This window comes from Streptomyces sp. TOM-9 (assembly GCF_056858595.1).
Window position 1 is genome coordinate 4011800 of record NZ_JBXEQB010000001.1, and the last position, 15701, is coordinate 4027500.

11 protein-coding genes and 2 rRNA genes (1 of these 13 cut by a window edge) are annotated in these 15701 nt (G+C 70.5%); 5 read left to right on the forward strand and 8 right to left on the reverse strand.

From position 1 onward, the window contains the following. Nucleotides 1–19: 19 nt before the first annotated feature. From hpf to mtnA, 6 genes are all read right to left on the reverse strand, one after another. Entirely contained in the window at nucleotides 20–703 is a 684-nt protein-coding gene (gene hpf, locus AC1VWI_RS18630; protein ID WP_499512146.1) for a ribosome hibernation-promoting factor, HPF/YfiA family, read from the reverse strand. Between the two features lie 485 nt (nucleotides 704–1188). Further along, complete coding sequence (locus AC1VWI_RS18635; protein WP_499512147.1) at nucleotides 1189–1968, reverse strand: ComF family protein; 780 nt, start codon at nucleotides 1966–1968, stop codon at nucleotides 1189–1191. Between the two features lie 215 nt (nucleotides 1969–2183). Next, on the reverse strand, nucleotides 2184–4013 hold the full coding sequence (locus AC1VWI_RS18640) for an LpqB family beta-propeller domain-containing protein (protein ID WP_499512148.1): 1830 nt from the start codon (nucleotides 4011–4013) through the stop codon (nucleotides 2184–2186). Then, nucleotides 4013–5956, reverse strand: coding sequence for an MtrAB system histidine kinase MtrB (mtrB, locus tag AC1VWI_RS18645; RefSeq protein WP_499516848.1), 1944 nt, complete (start codon nucleotides 5954–5956; stop codon nucleotides 4013–4015). Before mtrB ends, AC1VWI_RS18640 begins: the two co-directional genes overlap by 1 nt. 28 nt (nucleotides 5957–5984) lie before the next feature. Next, nucleotides 5985–6674: a two-component system response regulator MtrA gene (mtrA, locus tag AC1VWI_RS18650; RefSeq protein WP_078620260.1), complete on the reverse strand. Its 690-nt coding sequence runs from the start codon at nucleotides 6672–6674 to the stop codon at nucleotides 5985–5987. Beyond that, nucleotides 6671–7807: an S-methyl-5-thioribose-1-phosphate isomerase gene (gene mtnA / locus AC1VWI_RS18655; protein WP_499512149.1), complete on the reverse strand. Its 1137-nt coding sequence runs from the start codon at nucleotides 7805–7807 to the stop codon at nucleotides 6671–6673. The genes mtrA and mtnA overlap by 4 nt, the downstream gene beginning before the upstream one ends. Nucleotides 7808–7950: 143 nt before the next feature. On the opposite strand from mtnA, the gene AC1VWI_RS18660 reads away from it, so the two are divergent. From AC1VWI_RS18660 to AC1VWI_RS18680, 5 genes are read left to right on the forward strand one after another with little or no spacing between them, the layout of a single operon-like run. Next, complete coding sequence (locus AC1VWI_RS18660; protein ID WP_499512150.1) at nucleotides 7951–9204, forward strand: DUF7544 domain-containing protein; 1254 nt, start codon at nucleotides 7951–7953, stop codon at nucleotides 9202–9204. Continuing rightward, a complete protein-coding gene (locus AC1VWI_RS18665; RefSeq protein WP_499512151.1) occupies nucleotides 9204–9866 on the forward strand; it encodes a DUF4129 domain-containing protein in 663 nt (220 codons plus the stop codon). The genes AC1VWI_RS18660 and AC1VWI_RS18665 overlap by 1 nt, the downstream gene beginning before the upstream one ends. Beyond that, nucleotides 9863–11089 (forward strand): DUF4350 domain-containing protein, encoded by a 1227-nt coding sequence (locus tag AC1VWI_RS18670; RefSeq protein ID WP_499512152.1) that lies wholly within the window; start codon nucleotides 9863–9865, stop codon nucleotides 11087–11089. Before AC1VWI_RS18665 ends, AC1VWI_RS18670 begins: the two co-directional genes overlap by 4 nt. Continuing rightward, nucleotides 11086–12054: an AAA family ATPase gene (locus tag AC1VWI_RS18675; protein ID WP_499512153.1), complete on the forward strand. Its 969-nt coding sequence runs from the start codon at nucleotides 11086–11088 to the stop codon at nucleotides 12052–12054. The genes AC1VWI_RS18670 and AC1VWI_RS18675 overlap by 4 nt, the downstream gene beginning before the upstream one ends. A gap of 18 nt (nucleotides 12055–12072) precedes the next feature. Further along, on the forward strand, nucleotides 12073–13383 hold the full coding sequence (locus tag AC1VWI_RS18680) for a DUF58 domain-containing protein (protein WP_499512154.1): 1311 nt from the start codon (nucleotides 12073–12075) through the stop codon (nucleotides 13381–13383). Between the two features lie 136 nt (nucleotides 13384–13519). Here the strand turns inward: AC1VWI_RS18680 and rrf are convergent. Both rrf and AC1VWI_RS18690 read right to left on the reverse strand, forming a co-directional pair. After that, nucleotides 13520–13636: ribosomal RNA gene (gene rrf, locus AC1VWI_RS18685) — 5S ribosomal RNA — on the reverse strand. 65 nt (nucleotides 13637–13701) lie between these two features. Further along, a 23S ribosomal RNA gene (locus AC1VWI_RS18690) occupies nucleotides 13702–15701 on the reverse strand (it continues 1121 nt past the right edge of the window).

Genomic DNA, 15701 nt, shown 5'->3' on the forward strand with positions numbered 1-15701 from the left:
GCCGCCCCTGACCCCTAGTTCACCGGCTGAGCGCTCCGCCCGCGCCGGCCGGCGCATCCTCGACGGAAGGGTCCGCCTTGAGGTGGATGACGCCGTAGTCGTAGCCGTGCCGCCGGTAGACGACACTCGGTTGTTCCGTGTCGGAGTCGATGAACAGGTAGAAGTCGTGCCCGATCAGTTCCATCTCGTAGAGGGCCTGGTCGAGCGTCATCGGTGCTGCCGCGTGCGTCTTCTCGCGAACCACCAGGGGTCCTTCACCCTGGACCTCGAGACAGCCGCCGATCTTGGTGGTGGGCACGCCTGTGGACGTCTCCCCGCCGGTCGGCGCGCCGTTGAACTCGGTCATGGCCAGTCCGGCCGTCGCCTCCGCCACGCTCATGGGAGTACGGCTGCCGCCGCGGTGCACCCGGCGCTTGTCGGCCGCCTTGCGCAGCCGCGCCTCAAGCTTGTTCGCCGCGACGTCGAGCGCCGCGTAGGGATCGGTCGCGGCGGCCTCGGCCCGGATCACCGGGCCACGGGTGCGCAGCGTGATCTCCACCCGGTCGGAACGGTCTGCCTGCCGGGGGTTCGGTTCCTTGGACACCTCGACCTCGAGGCTCATCACCTTGCCGTCGAGCTTCTGGATCTTCTCCAGCTTCTCGTTCACGTGCTTCCGGAACCGGTCGGGCACCTCGGTCTTGCGGCCCTTGACGACGATGTCCACGCAGAACTCCGTTCCCGGATCGCCTCGGTCTCACGGGACGATCCCTTGCGCTGAGGCCGGCGGGCACCAGGTCCCGCCCGGCGTCGACGTTCGTTGCCGCTCCGCGCGCTCGGAGGCTTCCCGGGCGGCGAAGCCGCGACTCTCACCTCCTCCTCCCCCGCGAGACAGATCTTCACCCACTGAACCATGGGTGAACCACGTCCCGCGGTCCGTGAAACGGCGGCCCACAGCGGGCGCCGCCGCCCCTCACCACCGAACATAGACCCGCGGACCCGGGGTCGGCACCCCCAGAAGCGCTATACCTCCCTTCGGGTGAAATGCCCCTTGTGCGACCTGCGAGATCCGCTCTGACCTTCGGATTCCGCTTCCCGTTCGGCCACCTGTTCGGCCGCCCGTCCGGCCGTCCACCCGGCCCGCGGTCGGAGCCCCGCCCGCCCCGGCTTCCCGCGTCGGGGCTACCCGGGGGCCCAACCTTCCCCGCCGCCCTAAGCGCCCGGCGCGCCCGGATCACCCGCAGCGCCCGCCGGGTGGCGCAGCGGCGCCGGGCCGCCGACCACGGCCGCGGCCAGGACCCGGCCCCCGGCGTCCTCGACCGCCTGGGCCGCGGCGGCGAGCGAGGCGCCCGTGGTCATCAGGTCGTCCACCAGCACCACGGGCGCGGTCCCCAGGAGGCGGCCGGCACCGCGCACGGCCGTCAGGGCACCGCAGAGGTTCGCGGGCCGGTCGCAGGCGCCGAGGCCCGACTGGTCGGCCACCGCGCGCCGCTGCCGCAGCACCGCGGCCACCCGGACGGACAGCCCGTCGCGCCGCAGGTCCGCGGCGGCGGCGAAGGCGAGGCGGCGGGTCGCGTCATGGCCGCGGACCGCGACGGCCCGGCGGGAGGAGGGGACGGGGACGAGGAGGAGCGGGGGGAGGGCGGGGGCGAGGATGCCTTCCGGGTGCCGCGTCTCAGGGGCCCCTCCCCCACCCCCTCCCCGCACCGCGGCGTAGACCGCGCCCGCCAGGGCCTCGCCCAGCGGGCGGGCCAGCCCCAGCGCGCCGCGCTCCTTGTGCGCCAGCAGCACCGCGCGCGGCTGGTCGGCGTAGACGGTCGCCGCCCACACGGCGGGCAGCCCATCGGGCGGCGCGTCCGGCCAGACCTGCCGGGCCCCGGGCTCGTGCAGCGCTGCGCCGCACTCGTCGCACAGCACGGTCCGCGGCGTCCCGCACCCCGCGCACTCGGCCGGCAGCAGCAGCCCCGAGATCTCCCGCCACCATGACCGCACCCCACGGGCCCCCCACAGGCTCCGCCATCCCCCGCGGCCGCGCCGCCCCCGTGCTGACCGTGCTCCCCGCATGACTCAACGATCCCGGGAAAGGGCGATGATCACCAGGCCCGTCCCCAGCCTGTGGATAACTTCCGCCGCCGCATGATCACCGCGCGATCGCCGCTCGACGCAGACGCCCGAAGGGGGCGCCCGGGGAGGGCGCCCCCGGCCGGTCAGCCCGGGTAGACGGGCGAGCTGGCCTTGGGCGCGACTTCCTTCCAGTTGGAGTCGGGCTGCAGCCGGAAGACCCCGCCATCGAGCTCCGCCAGCAGCGGCTTGTCCTGGCGCTCCGAGGCCGCGACCGACGTCACGCCGCTGATGCCCGGCAGGCTCGGCGTGGACGCGCCCGAGCCGTCCGCGTCCACGTACTGGATCTGCGGCACTCCCCCGGCCTCGCGTCCCACGACGACCACCCGGCTGACCCCGGCCCAGGACGCCGCCTTGACGTCCTCGAGCTGCGGCGCGACGCTGCGCAGCTCCGCCACCGTGATCCGCGGGTCGTCGGCGGTCCCGGTGCGCTCGATCCGCCCGAGCCTCAGTGTGGTGTGGTCGCCGTCATGGACCAGCAGGGCGATGCGCACGCCGTCGGCCGCGACCCGTAGTGATTCGATGCGCCCGTCGCCGAGTTCCGGCACGGCGACGGGCACAGGAGTGCCGGCGCCGTCGCGCAGCATCAGCAGTTGCGGCTGCTTCGGGTTGCGGTCGGCGATCCAGAGGTCGCCGTAGCCGTCCCAGCTGGGCGTGGTGAGGCGGTTCTTCGGGTCGGTGGCCTGGCTGCGCAGGACGACGGGGCCGAGCTGGGCGTCGGCGCTCAGCCCGGTCACGTAGAGGCTCGCACCGTCCTCGCTGAGGGCGGCGGCGTACTGCTCGTCGCGCCGCACGGCGGCGGAGCCCATCTTGAACGGGCCGGTGCCGAGGGGGCCCGCCACCGCGGTGGGCTGGGTGTCCGCGCCGCTGAGGCTGACGAGGTGGTGGTCCGCGTCGATGAAGTACTGCTCCCGGCTCTCTCCCACGAGCTTGCCCGGTGCGTACGCTCCGGCGTCGTCGCGCCGGAGCGAGCACAGGCTGCGGCCCGCCGGGCCCTGGAGTTCGACCGAGGGCACGGGTGTGGAGGACATGCCCTGGACGGTCTCGATCAGCTGGGCGGCCATCCGCTCGCACCGGGCACCGTCGCCGCCGGGGGACCGGTTGAGCGTCACCGTCACGCGCTGGGAGTCGTCGATCTCGACCTTGGTGGCCCGGATGCCCATGGGGAACGCCGAGACGACGACCGGTTCCAGCCAGTCGGTGGGTCCGGCGAGCAGGGCGTTGACGGTGGTGCTGAGCGCGTTGATGCGCTTGCGCAGGTAGATCGGGTCGGCGACGAGGGCGTTCCGGCCGGCGGCGGCCTCTTCGGGGCCCGGCCCGGGGGAGGCGAAGTAGAACGTGTCGACGGAGCGGTAGAAGCGCTGGAAGTCGGCCTCGCTGAGCACCAGGCCGTCACCGACGCCGGCGATGCGCCATTCGCCCTTCTCCTTGGTCAGGCGTATGCCGGTGCTGAAGGAGCCGTCCTCGGCGCGGTAGGCGTGCCGTCCGTCGACGGTGGCGACCCTGTCGCCGGTGAGGGTGATCTGGGTGCTGCCGCCGTCCTTGCCGTCGGCTATCGGCGCGCCGGGTTCCTGCACCTGGGAGGGTCCGCCGGCGAGGATGGTGATCCCGGACTCGGGTTTCCAGCGCTTGGCCTGGTCCTTGGTCATGTAGAGCTTGGCGGTGGCGTAGTCGGCCTCGTCGCTCGTGGTGGCTTCGAGGAAGCCGTTGACGATGTCGCGGGGGTTCTCGCCGCCTTGCGGTTTGACGCCGAAGACCCGGACCTGGGCGTCGGTGTCGGCGTGCTTCTCGCCGCCGCCGACCTTGTGCACCTCGCCGCTGCTGGGCATGGAGGCGCAGCCCGTGAGCAGCACCAGTGCGCACAGGAGCACGCCCGCAGCGGCCGGCCTCGGAAGGCCGCCCCCCTTCGCACGCATCAGTCCTCGTCCTCCCGCGCCTGGTCCGCTGTCGTGGGGTGGGTGACCGTCCCGCTGCCCGCGCGGTGCCCGACGACCCGTGCGCCGTTGCCGGGCAGGGCCGCGGGGTCTGCGGCCGGGGGTCGCGGTGGGCTGAGCGGCATCGAGGGGATGGCGGGCGCGGCGAAGCGCGGCGCCGGGAAGCCGTGGTGTGCGGAGGCCGGGGACGCGGCGGCGTCCAGCGCGGTGGCACCTGCGGGCATGCCGCGGTGGGAGAGCGCGGAGGCGAGGTCGCGGTTGCGGCGGGAGTCCTCTGGTTCGAGGGCGATCGGTGATCCGCGCAGGCTGTCGGCGCCGGTACGGGGCAGGGTCAGCCGGAACTGGGAGCCGCCGCCGGGCTCGCCCCAGGCCTGGAGCCAGCCGCCGTGCAGGCGGGCGTCCTCCAGGGCGATGGACAGGCCGAGGCCGGTGCCGCCGGTGGTGCGGGCGCGTGCGGGGTCGGCGCGCCAGAAGCGGTTGAAGACGCGGGTGGCCTCGCCGGGCTTGAGGCCGACGCCGTAGTCGCGCACGGCGACGGCGACGGCGCCTCCGGCGGAGGCCATGCGGACGTGGACGTCCTGGCCCTCGCCGTGTTCGACGGCGTTGACGACGAGGTTGCGCAGGACGCGTTCGACGCGGCGGGCGTCGGCCTCGACGGTGACGGGCTGCTCGTCCCCGTGGACGACGATGCGGCTGCCCTTGCGCTCGGCGAGCGGTTCGGCGCCGTCCACGACGCGCCGCACGACGTCGCGCAGGTCGACGGGTTCGGCCTCCAGGGCGGCGGCGCCCGCGTCGAAGCGGCTTATCTCCAGGAGGTCGGAGAGCATCGACTCGAAGCGGTCGAGCTGGTTCTGCAGCAGCTCGGCGGAGCGGGCGGTGGCGGGGTCGAAGTCCTCGCGGGCCTCGTGGATGACGTCGGCGGCCATGCGGACGGTGGTCAGGGGGGTGCGCAGCTCGTGGGAGACGTCCGAGACGAAGCGGCGCTGCATCCGGGACAGGTCTTCCAACTGCTGGATCTTGACCTGGAGGGTCTGCGCCATCTTGTTGAAGGACTCTCCCAGGCGGGCGATGTCGTCCTCGCCGGTGACCTTCATGCGTTCCTGGAGGTGTCCGGCGGCGAGCCGTTCGGAGATCCGGGCGGCCATGCGGACGGGCGTCACGACCTGCCGGACGACGAGCCAGGCGATGGCGCCGAGCAGTACGACGACGAAGATCCCTGCGGTGGCCAGGGTGCCCTTGACCAGGCCGAGGGTCTTCTCCTCCTGGTCGAAGGGGAAGAGGTAGTACAGCTGGAAGGGGTTGCCGTTGGGGTCGCTGAGGCGCTGGCCGACGATGAGGGCGGGCTCGCCGTCGGGCTCGCTGTCGCTCTTCATCGAGATGTAGCGCTCGAAGACGTCGGACCGCTCGTCGAGGGCCTGACGCAGGTCCGCGGGCACGCTCTCCTCGGGCCAGACGCCGCCGGAGCCGCGGGGTGCGTGGGTGCCGGGGCTGTCCGCCTTGGCGCTGTAGGTGTCCGAGCTGAGGGCGACGACGGAGTAGACGCCCTGGCCGCTGCTGGCGAGTCCGTCGACGAGGTCGTTGAGCCAGGTCGCGGTGTCGGGGCTGTGCTGGCTGTCGGTTCCGGCGCCGCCGGTGTCGGGGGCGCTGCGGGCCGTCTCCTTGGCGACGGCGAAGCCGCCGACGGCCTGGCTCTGGGCGGTCTGCCGCTTGGCGTCGAGCAGTCCGTTCTTGACCTGCCCGATGACGACGACGCCGAGGAGCAGGACGACGCCGAGGGACATCAGCAGGGTGGTGGCGACCACGCGCAGCTGGATGTTGCGGCGCCAGAGCCGGGCGGCGGGCTGGAGGGGCCGCCGGGCCCAGCGCACGAACGAGCGGAGCACCGGCAGCAGACCCGTCAGGGGGTCCGCGTGCCGGCTCTCCATCCGCTCACGCTCGTACGCGGTGGCCACGTCAGCCCGGTCCGGCCTTGTAGCCGACGCCGCGGACGGTCACCACGATCTCGGGGCGCTCGGGGTCCCGCTCGACCTTGGAGCGCAGCCGCTGGACGTGCACGTTGACCAGGCGGGTGTCGGCGGCGTGCCGGTAGCCCCAGACCTGTTCGAGCAGCACTTCGCGGGTGAAGACCTGCCAGGGCTTGCGGGCGAGCGCGACCAGCAGGTCGAACTCGAGGGGGGTCAGCGCGATGGGCTGGCCGTCCCGCTTGACCGAGTGGCCGGCCACGTCGATAACCAGATCACCGATGGTGAGCTGCTCCGGCGTGGGCTCTTCGGCCCTGCGCAGCCGGGCCCGCACGCGGGCGACGAGCTCCTTGGGCTTGAACGGCTTGATGACGTAGTCGTCGGCCCCGGACTCCAGGCCCACGACGACGTCGACCGTGTCGCTCTTCGCGGTGAGCATGACGATGGGGACCCCGGACTCGGCCCGGATCTGGCGGCATACGTCGATGCCGTCCCGTCCGGGGAGCATGAGGTCGAGGAGGACCAGATCAGGCTTGGTCTCACGGAATGCGGCGAGGGCCTTGTCACCGTCGGCCACGAACGACGGCTCAAAACCTTCTCCGCGCAGCACGATGCCAAGCATCTCTGCCAGTGCGGTGTCGTCGTCGACGACCAGGACGCGTCCCTTCATAGCGACCATCATCCCATTACCTGATCGTGACCTGGAGCACGAGACGGGCACAAAGCTGCCAGGGCATCGGGTGTGACCGGCGAAACCACGCCGTTTTCGGTGACTATTGCCGTTATCAGGCCTGCGGGTGTGATGTCGAACGCAGGGTTGTACGCCTGGGTGCCGAGGGGTGCCACCGGGTTTCCGGCCGATTCGGTCACTTCGTGCCCTGGGCGCTGCTCGATCTCGATCGACGGGCCGTCGGCGGTGCCCTGGTCGACGGTGGTGGTGGGGGCGACGACGATGAAGGGCACGTTGTGGTACCGGGCGAGTACGGCGAGTGGGTAGCTGCCGACCTTGTTGGCGACGGAGCCGTCCGCGGCGATGCGGTCGGCGCCGATGAGGACGGCGTGGACGTTACCGGCGGCGAAGAGTGAGCCTGCGGCGTTGTCGGTGAGCAGGGTGTACGCCATGCCGGAGCGGGCGGCCTCGTAGGCGGTGAGGCGGGCGCCCTGGAGCAGGGGGCGGGTCTCGTCGACCCACAGGCGGCGCAGCTGGCCCTGGCGGTGGGCGGCGAGTGCGACGGCGAAGGCGGTGCCCTCGCCGCCGGAGACGAGGGCGCCGGTGTTGCAGTGGGTGAGGATCTGGTAGCCGCCGCCGGGGAGGAGCTCGGCGAGCAGCTGGAGGCCGTGGCGGGCCATGGCGGCGCTGGCCTCCTTGTCCTCGGCGTGCAGGCTGCGGGCCTCGGCCAGGGCCGCCGCGGCGGCGCGTTCGGGGTCGCCCCCGGCGGTGCCGGTGAGGGCGGTCCGGTAGGCGGCCAGGGCCCGCCGGACGCCGTAGGCCAGGTTGACGGCGGTGGGCCGGGCGTGGGCGAGGGATTCGGCGGCCTCGTCCACGTCGTAGCCGCGGACGGCGGCGAGGGCGATGCCGTACGCGCCGGCTATGCCGAGCAGTGGGGCGCCGCGCACGGCGAGGCCGCGGATGGCCTCGACCAGGGCGGGGACGTCGGTGCAGACCAGCTCCACTTCCTCGGAGGGCAGCCGGGTCTGGTCGAGGAGGACGACGACGGGGCCTTCCGGCGGCTCCTCCCAGCGCAGCGCCGGGAGGGGCTCGTCAGGGTTGCCCTTGGAATCATTGGCCAGAGTTACCACGTACTGATCACCCATCTGCTCAGTCTGCCGTGAACGGCAGCACGTTTTGAACGGTTGCGGCACTCCGCATCCGCAGGTACAAGCCCGCTTCGCCCATGGCACGATGGCCACCGTCCCGCCGTTGGACGAGTAGGTAGCGCAGTAGCGAAGGAGCGACGATGAACGACTCTCCGGGCTGGGCCTCGCCCGGATCCTCCCCCTCCGGCGAACCGGGCCGCACCGACGGCCCCGGTGCGCCGCAGGACGCTGCGCCGCAGAACTGGTCCGAGCAGCAGCCGCCCGCGGGCCAGTGGAAGACCGCAGGCGGCTGGGGCGCCCCGCCTCCGCCCAGCGGCCCGGTGTGGGGCAGCCCCGCGCCGGCCGGCTGGCAGCAGCCGCACTGGGGTGCCCCGCCGTCCCCCAAGCCCGGTGTCATCCCGCTGCGTCCGCTGGGAGTCGGCGAGATCCTCGACGGCGCGGTCTCCACGATGCGCGCGCACTGGCGCACCGTGCTCACCATCTCCTTCGCGGTCTCGCTGCTGACCCAGGGCGCCATGCTGCTGCTCCAGGGGTTCATGCTCGACGACAGCGAGACGCTCAACTCCCTGGAAGGCCGTACCGACCCCTCGTTCAGCGACGTCATGAACGCCGTCGGCGGCACGCTGGCCGCCGGGGGGCTCGCCCTGGTCATCACCCTCCTCGGAACGGTGATCGCCACGGCGATGCTCACCATGGTCGTCAGCCGGGCCGTCCTCGGCCGCGAGGTGACCCTGGCCGAGGCGTGGTCCGATGCCCGCCGCCAGCTGCCGCGCCTGTTCGGGCTGACGCTGCTGCTCACCCTGATCGGCGCCGGGATCATGGCCGTCGGCATCGTCCCAGGAATCCTCGTCGCGGCCGGCGGCGCAACGGCCGCCGGTGTCGGCCTGGCGCTCCTCGGCGGCGCGGTCGCCCTCGGCGTGATCGTCTGGCTGATGATCCGCTTCAGCCTCTCCTCACCCGCCCTCATGCTGGAGAAGCAGGGCGTCCTGAAGTCCATGGCCCGGTCGGCCAAGCTGGTCCGCGGGTCGTGGTGGCGCATTCTGGGCATCCAGTTGCTCACCATGATCCTCGTCTACATCGTCTCGTCGATCATCCAGATTCCCTTCGTGCTGGCGGGCATCTTCACCGGAAGCGACGGCTTGTCGTCCTTCGCATCGGGCGACCAGGCGAACCTCGGCTGGACGTACCTGATCGTCATCGGGATCGGGGCCGTCATCGGATCCACCATCACCTTCCCCATCAACGCCGGCGTTACCGCCCTGCTCTACATGGATCAGCGGATCCGTCGCGAGGCCCTCGACATCGAACTGGCCCGTGCCGCGGGCGTCCCCGGCTACGCCGACGCCCTCGGCGGGAGCGGCGCACCCGGCAACAGCTCAGCCACCGGGGGCTGATGCCGGTGTCGGGGGAGGACGTACCGGTCACCATTCCCCGCGGCCCCGCCCGAGAGGCCGCCGAGGACGAGCTGTCCAAGGGCATCTACCACCGCGACGACCCGAGCCTGTTCGAACGCGCCCTGAACTGGCTCTGGGAGAAGGTCTCCCACCTGATGGACGCCGCCTCCGGGGTCACCCCCGGAGGCACCGTCGGCGTGGTGGCGATCATCGTCCTGGTCGTGCTGCTGGTCGTCGCCCTGCGGCTGCGGCTCGGCAGGCTGCGCGCGCAACCCACCACCGGCACCGGGCTGTTCGCTGACGCTCCCCGGACCGCCGCCGAGCACCGGGCCGCCGCCGAGGAACACGCGCACCACGGCCGGTGGAGCGAGGCCGTCCAGGAACGGATGCGCGCGATCGTGCGCTCCCTGGAGGAACGTGCCCTGCTCGACCCGCGCCCCGGCCGGACCGCGGACGAGGCCGCCGCCGAGGCAGGCCGTCCCCTCCCCGACCACGCCGCGCGCCTCGCGGACGCCGCCCGCACCTTCGACGACGTGACCTACGGGGACCGCCCGGGCACCCCTGTCGCCTACGCGGCCCTGCGCGAACTCGATGCCGAAGTGCAAGGCACCAAGCCCCGGTTGGCCGACAGCGGCGCGGCCGCCGGAGGTTCCCGCCCGTGACCGACACCCTGCCCCCGGCCCAGGCAGCCACGCCGGCCACCACGTCGGCCTCCCCGACCGCGGGCCAGCTGTGGACGCGCTCGCGCACCCTGCTCGTGGCGTTCCTCGTCCTGATCGTCTTCGGCGTCCTGTACGCCGCCATGCGTTCCGGTGAGAACCATGACGCACTCGACCCCCGTTCTCCCGACCCGTCCGGCAGCCGGGCCGTCGCTCAACTCCTCCACGACCAAGGTGTGACCACCACGGTCGTCACCACCACGGACGAGGCCGTGGCCGCCGCCGGACCCGACACCACCGTCCTCGTCACCGTGCCCGACCTGTTGACGAAGCGTCAGCAGGACGCGGTGCATGACGCGATGGAGCGGGCGGGCGGCCGTATCGTCCTCCTCTCCCCCAGCGAGCCCTCCATCGGACGGCTCGCCCCGGGCGTCCGCTCCACGGGGCCCGTCCCCGTCCACGTCCTCGAGCCCGGGTGCGACCTGGCCGCCGCCCGCACTGCCGGCTCCGCAGAAATGGGCGGCAGCGGATATACGACGTCCTCGCGGGACGCCGACCAGTGCTACCCCAACGCCCCGGGCGACTTCACCCTGCTGCGGCTGCCCGCGGCCAGCGGCGGCGACACCGTCGTCCTCGGCACCCACACCCTCCTGCAGAACGAGAACCTCGCCGAGCAGGGCAATGCCTCGCTCGCCATGCAGATCCTCGGCGCGCACCCGAAGCTCGTCTGGTACCTCCCCTCACTCGCCGACGCCTCCGCCTTCGGCGGCGGACAGCAAAGCTTCCTCGACCTGATCCCCGACGGCTGGAACTGGGCCGTCCTGCAGTTGTTCATCGCCGCCGCCTTCGCGGCCCTGTGGCGCGCCCGCCGCCTCGGCCCCGTCGTCGCCGAGCGGCTGCCCGCCACCGTCCGCGCCGCGGAGGCCACCGAGGGACGTGCCCGCCTCTACCGCCACGGCCGGGCCCGTGGCCGGGCCGCAGAGGTGCTGCGCACCGCCGCACGCGACCGGCTGGCCCCACTGGTCGGCATCCCTCCGTCCCAGGCCCACGACCCGGCCGCCCTGGCCACCGCCGTGGCCGCCCGGCTCGACGACCCCTCCGTCGACCCGCACAGCCTGCTCCACGGTCCACCTCCCCCCGATGACGCGGCCCTGCTGCGTCTCGCCGACGACCTCGACGCACTGGAACGCCGCGTCCTTCTCAACGAGAGGAAAGCAACCCCGTGAGCGCCGCCCCGACCGCCGACAGCGCCCGTGCCTCCCTGGAGGCCCTCCGCACCGAAATCGCCAAGGCCGTCGTCGGCCAGGACCCGGCCGTCACCGGCCTGGTCGTGGCCCTGCTCTGCCGGGGTCACGTCCTCCTGGAAGGCGTGCCCGGAGTCGCCAAGACCCTCCTCGTGCGCGCCCTGGCCGCCTCCCTCCGACTGGAGACCAAGCGGGTCCAGTTCACCCCCGACCTGATGCCCGGCGACATCACCGGCTCCCTCGTCTACGACGCCCGCACAGCCGAGTTCTCCTTCCAGGCAGGCCCTGTCTTCACCAACCTGCTGCTCGCCGACGAGATCAACCGCACCCCGCCCAAGACCCAGGCATCCCTCCTGGAGGCCATGGAGGAGCGCCAGGTGTCCGTCGACGGCATCCCCCGGCCGCTACCCGAGCCGTTCCTCGTCGCGGCGACGCAGAACCCCGTCGAGTACGAGGGCACCTACCCGCTCCCCGAGGCCCAGCTGGACCGCTTCCTCCTGAAGCTGATCCTCCCGCTGCCGTCCCGCGAGACCGAGATCGACGTGCTCACCCGCCACGCCGACGGCTTCAACCCCCGGGACCTGGACTCCGCCGGTCTGCGGCCGGTCGCCGGCCCCGACGACCTCGACGCCGCCCGGGCCGCCGTTGCCAAGACGTCGGTCTCCGCCGACATCACGGCCTACATCGTCGATATCTGCCGAGCCACCCGTGAATCCCCCTCTCTGACGCTCGGTGTCTCCCCCCGGGGAGCCACCGCCCTGCTCGCCACCGCCCGCGCCTGGGCCTGGCTCACCGGCCGCGACTACGTCATCCCCGACGACGTCAAGGCCCTCGCCCTCCCCACGCTCCGGCACCGCATCCAACTGCGGCCCGAAGCCGAGATGGAAGGCACCACACCCGACTCGGTCATCACCTCGGTCCTCGCCCGCGTCCCCGTACCGCGCTGAGACGGGCGACGACCGACCATGGCACTCACCGGACGTACCGCCCTGCTGGCCGCCCTCGGCGCCCTCGCCGTCGGTCTGCTGCTCCCGGGCTGGAACGGCATCCTGCTCGTCGAAGGCATCCTTCTGTTCGGAATTCTGTGCGACCTCGTGCTCGCCGCGCCAGTACGGAAGCTCCATTTCACCCGATCCGGTGAGACATCAGTTCGACTCGGTGAAACGGCGGAAGTCGTGCTCACCGTGACCAACCCCGGCCGGCGCCCGCTGCGCGCCCACCTCCGCGACGCCTGGCCGCCCAGCAGCTGGCACCCGGGTACCGAGGTGGCCGCGTCGCGTCACCGGTTGACCATCCCGTCAGCCGAACGCCGCCGCGTCACCACCACCCTGCACCCCACCCGCCGCGGCGACCGGCACGCCGAACGCGTCACCGTCCGCTCCTACGGACCCCTCGGCCTGGCCGCCCGGCAGGGTTCCCACCGCGTCCCCTGGACGGTCCGGGTCCTCCCGCCCTTCCACAGCCGAAAACACCTGCCGTCGCGCCTGGCCCGCCTCCGAGAGCTCGACGGACGCACGTCCGTGCTCATCCGGGGCCAGGGCACCGAGTTCGACTCGCTCCGCGAGTACATCCCAGGCGATGACACCCGTTCCATCGACTGGCGGGCCACCGCACGCCGGGCCACCGTCGCCGTCCGCACCTGGCGCCCCGAACGCGACCGCCACATCCTCATCGTCCTCGACACCGGCCGCACGGCCGCCGGCCGCGTCGGCGACGCCCCACGACTCGACGCTGCCATGGACGCCGCCCTGCTGCTCGCCGTCCTCGCGGGCCGCGCCGGCGACCGCGTCGACCTGCTGGCCTACGACCGCCGCGTACGCGCCTCCGTCCAGGGCCGTGCCGCCCGCGACATGCTCCCCGCCCTGGTCAACGCCATGGCACCGCTCGAGGCAGAACTCGTCGAGTCCGACGCCCGCGGTCTGGTCGCCACGGTCCTCCAACGGGCCACACAGCGCTCGCTCGTCGTCTTCCTCACCGGGCTCGACGCCGCGCCGATGGAAGAGGGCCTGCTGCCCGTCCTCCCCCAGCTCACCCACCGCCACGAGGTCCTCATCGCCTCGGTGGCGGACCCCCGCATCGAAGAGATGGCGCAGGGCCGTCACAGCGTCGACGCCGTGTACGCGGCCGCGGCCGCCGAACAGGCACGAGCTGAGCGCCGCCGCGTCGCCCAGCGCCTTTCCCGGCACAACATCACCGTCGTCGACGCCCCGCCCTCCGACATCGCCCCGGCGCTGGCGGACGCCTACCTCGGCCTCAAGGCCGCCGGCCGACTGTAGGACCGAAGACGAAGGCTTCTGGAGGCAGGAGGGGGCGACTGCTCCTTGCCTGCCTCCTGGCGGCTCTGCGTATCGGGGGACAACACAAAAAAGCCTCAGCCCCCGAGTCGAAACTCAGGGGCTGAGGCTAATAATTGTTCGGCGGCGTCCTACTCTCCCACAGGGTCCCCCCTGCAGTACCATCGGCGCTGAAAGGCTTAGCTTCCGGGTTCGAAATGTAACCGGGCGTTTCCCTAACGCTATAACCACCGAAACACTATGAAACTGTCGAACCAACGGTTCGTTGTTTCAGAACTACACAGTGGACGCGAGCAACCTATGGACAAGCCCTCGGCTTATTAGTACCGGTCAGCTCCACCCATTACTGGGCTTCCACATCCGGCCTATCAACCCAGTCGTCTACTGGGAGCCTTAACCCCTCAAGGGGGTGGGAGTCCTCATCTCGAAGCAGGCTTCCCGCTTAGATGCTTTCAGCGGTTATCCCTCCCGAACGTAGCCAACCAGCCATGCCCTTGGCAGGACAACTGGCACACCAGAGGTTCGTCCGTCCCGGTCCTCTCGTACTAGGGACAGCCCTTCTCAAGACTCCTACGCGCACAGCGGATAGGGACCGAACTGTCTCACGACGTTCTAAACCCAGCTCGCGTACCGCTTTAATGGGCGAACAGCCCAACCCTTGGGACCGACTCCAGCCCCAGGATGCGACGAGCCGACATCGAGGTGCCAAACCATCCCGTCGATATGGACTCTTGGGGAAGATCAGCCTGTTATCCCCGGGGTACCTTTTATCCGTTGAGCGACGGCGCTTCCACAAGCCACCGCCGGATCACTAGTCCCTACTTTCGTACCTGCTCGACCCGTCAGTCTCACAGTCAAGCTCCCTTGTGCACTTACACTCAACACCTGATTGCCAACCAGGCTGAGGGAACCTTTGGGCGCCTCCGTTACTCTTTAGGAGGCAACCGCCCCAGTTAAACTACCCACCAGACACTGTCCCTGATCCGGATCACGGACCGAGGTTAGACATCCAGCACGACCAGAGTGGTATTTCAACGACGACTCCACAATGGCTGGCGCCACTGCTTCAAAGTCTCCCACCTATCCTACACAAGCCGAACCGAACACCAATATCAAGCTGTAGTAAAGGTCCCGGGGTCTTTCCGTCCTGCTGCGCGAAACGAGCATCTTTACTCGTAGTGCAATTTCACCGGGCCTGTGGTTGAGACAGTCGAGAAGTCGTTACGCCATTCGTGCAGGTCGGAACTTACCCGACAAGGAATTTCGCTACCTTAGGATGGTTATAGTTACCACCGCCGTTTACTGGCGCTTAAGTTCTCAGCTTCGCCCCACCGAAATGGAGCTAACCGGTCCCCTTAACGTTCCAGCACCGGGCAGGCGTCAGTCCGTATACATCGCCTTACGGCTTCGCACGGACCTGTGTTTTTAGTAAACAGTCGCTTCTCGCTGGTCTCTGCGGCCACCACCAGCTCAGGGAGCAAGTCCCCTCACCAGCAATGGCCCCCCTTCTCCCGAAGTTACGGGGGCATTTTGCCGAGTTCCTTAACCACAGTTCACCCGAACGCCTCGGTATTCTCTACCTGACCACCTGAGTCGGTTTAGGGTACGGGCCGCCATGAAACTCGCTAGAGGCTTTTCTCGACAGCATAGGATCATCCACTTCACCACAATCGGCTCGGCATCAGGTCTCAGCCTCATGAGTGGCGGATTTGCCTACCACTCGGCCTACACCCTTACCCCGGGACAACCACCGCCCGGGCTGGACTACCTTCCTGCGTCACCCCATCGCTCACCTACTACTGGATAGGTTCAGCGGCTCCACCACTCCCCATCACTCCGAAGAGATCAAGGGCGGCTTCACGGCCTTAGCATCACCAGATTCAGCGCTGGCGCTTCAAAGCGGGTACCGGAATATCAACCGGTTGTCCATCGACTACGCCTGTCGGCCTCGCCTTAGGTCCCGACTTACCCTGGGCAGATCAGCTTGACCCAGGAACCCTTAGTCAATCGGCGCAAGAGTTTCCCACTCTTGTATCGCTACTCATGCCTGCATTCTCACTCGTGAACCGTCCACGACTCCCTTACAGGGCCGCTTCACCCGGCACACGACGCTCCCCTACCCATCACAGCCTCCGTTGGGAGTATTGCTGCAATGACACGACTTCGGCGGTACGCTTGAGCCCCGCTACATTGTCGGCGCGGAATCACTTGACCAGTGAGCTATTACGCACTCTTTCAAGGGTGGCTGCTTCTAAGCCAACCTCCTGGTTGTCTGTGCGACTCCACATCCTTTCCCACTT

What these genes read in the sequence shown, in the direction of transcription:
- mtrB (WP_499516848.1), bottom strand. Translation starts at nt 5,956, where the DNA reads ATGGAGAGCCGGCACGCGGACCCCCTGACGGGTCTGCTGCCGGTGCTC.
- AC1VWI_RS18665 (WP_499512151.1), top strand. Translation starts at nt 9,204, where the DNA reads ATGCCGGTGTCGGGGGAGGACGTACCGGTCACCATTCCCCGCGGCCCC.
- mtrA (WP_078620260.1), bottom strand. Translation starts at nt 6,674, where the DNA reads ATGATGGTCGCTATGAAGGGACGCGTCCTGGTCGTCGACGACGACACC.
- AC1VWI_RS18640 (WP_499512148.1), bottom strand. Translation starts at nt 4,013, where the DNA reads ATGCGTGCGAAGGGGGGCGGCCTTCCGAGGCCGGCCGCTGCGGGCGTG.
- AC1VWI_RS18680 (WP_499512154.1), top strand. Translation starts at nt 12,073, where the DNA reads ATGGCACTCACCGGACGTACCGCCCTGCTGGCCGCCCTCGGCGCCCTC.
- AC1VWI_RS18660 (WP_499512150.1), top strand. Translation starts at nt 7,951, where the DNA reads ATGAACGACTCTCCGGGCTGGGCCTCGCCCGGATCCTCCCCCTCCGGC.
- mtnA (WP_499512149.1), bottom strand. Translation starts at nt 7,807, where the DNA reads ATGGGTGATCAGTACGTGGTAACTCTGGCCAATGATTCCAAGGGCAAC.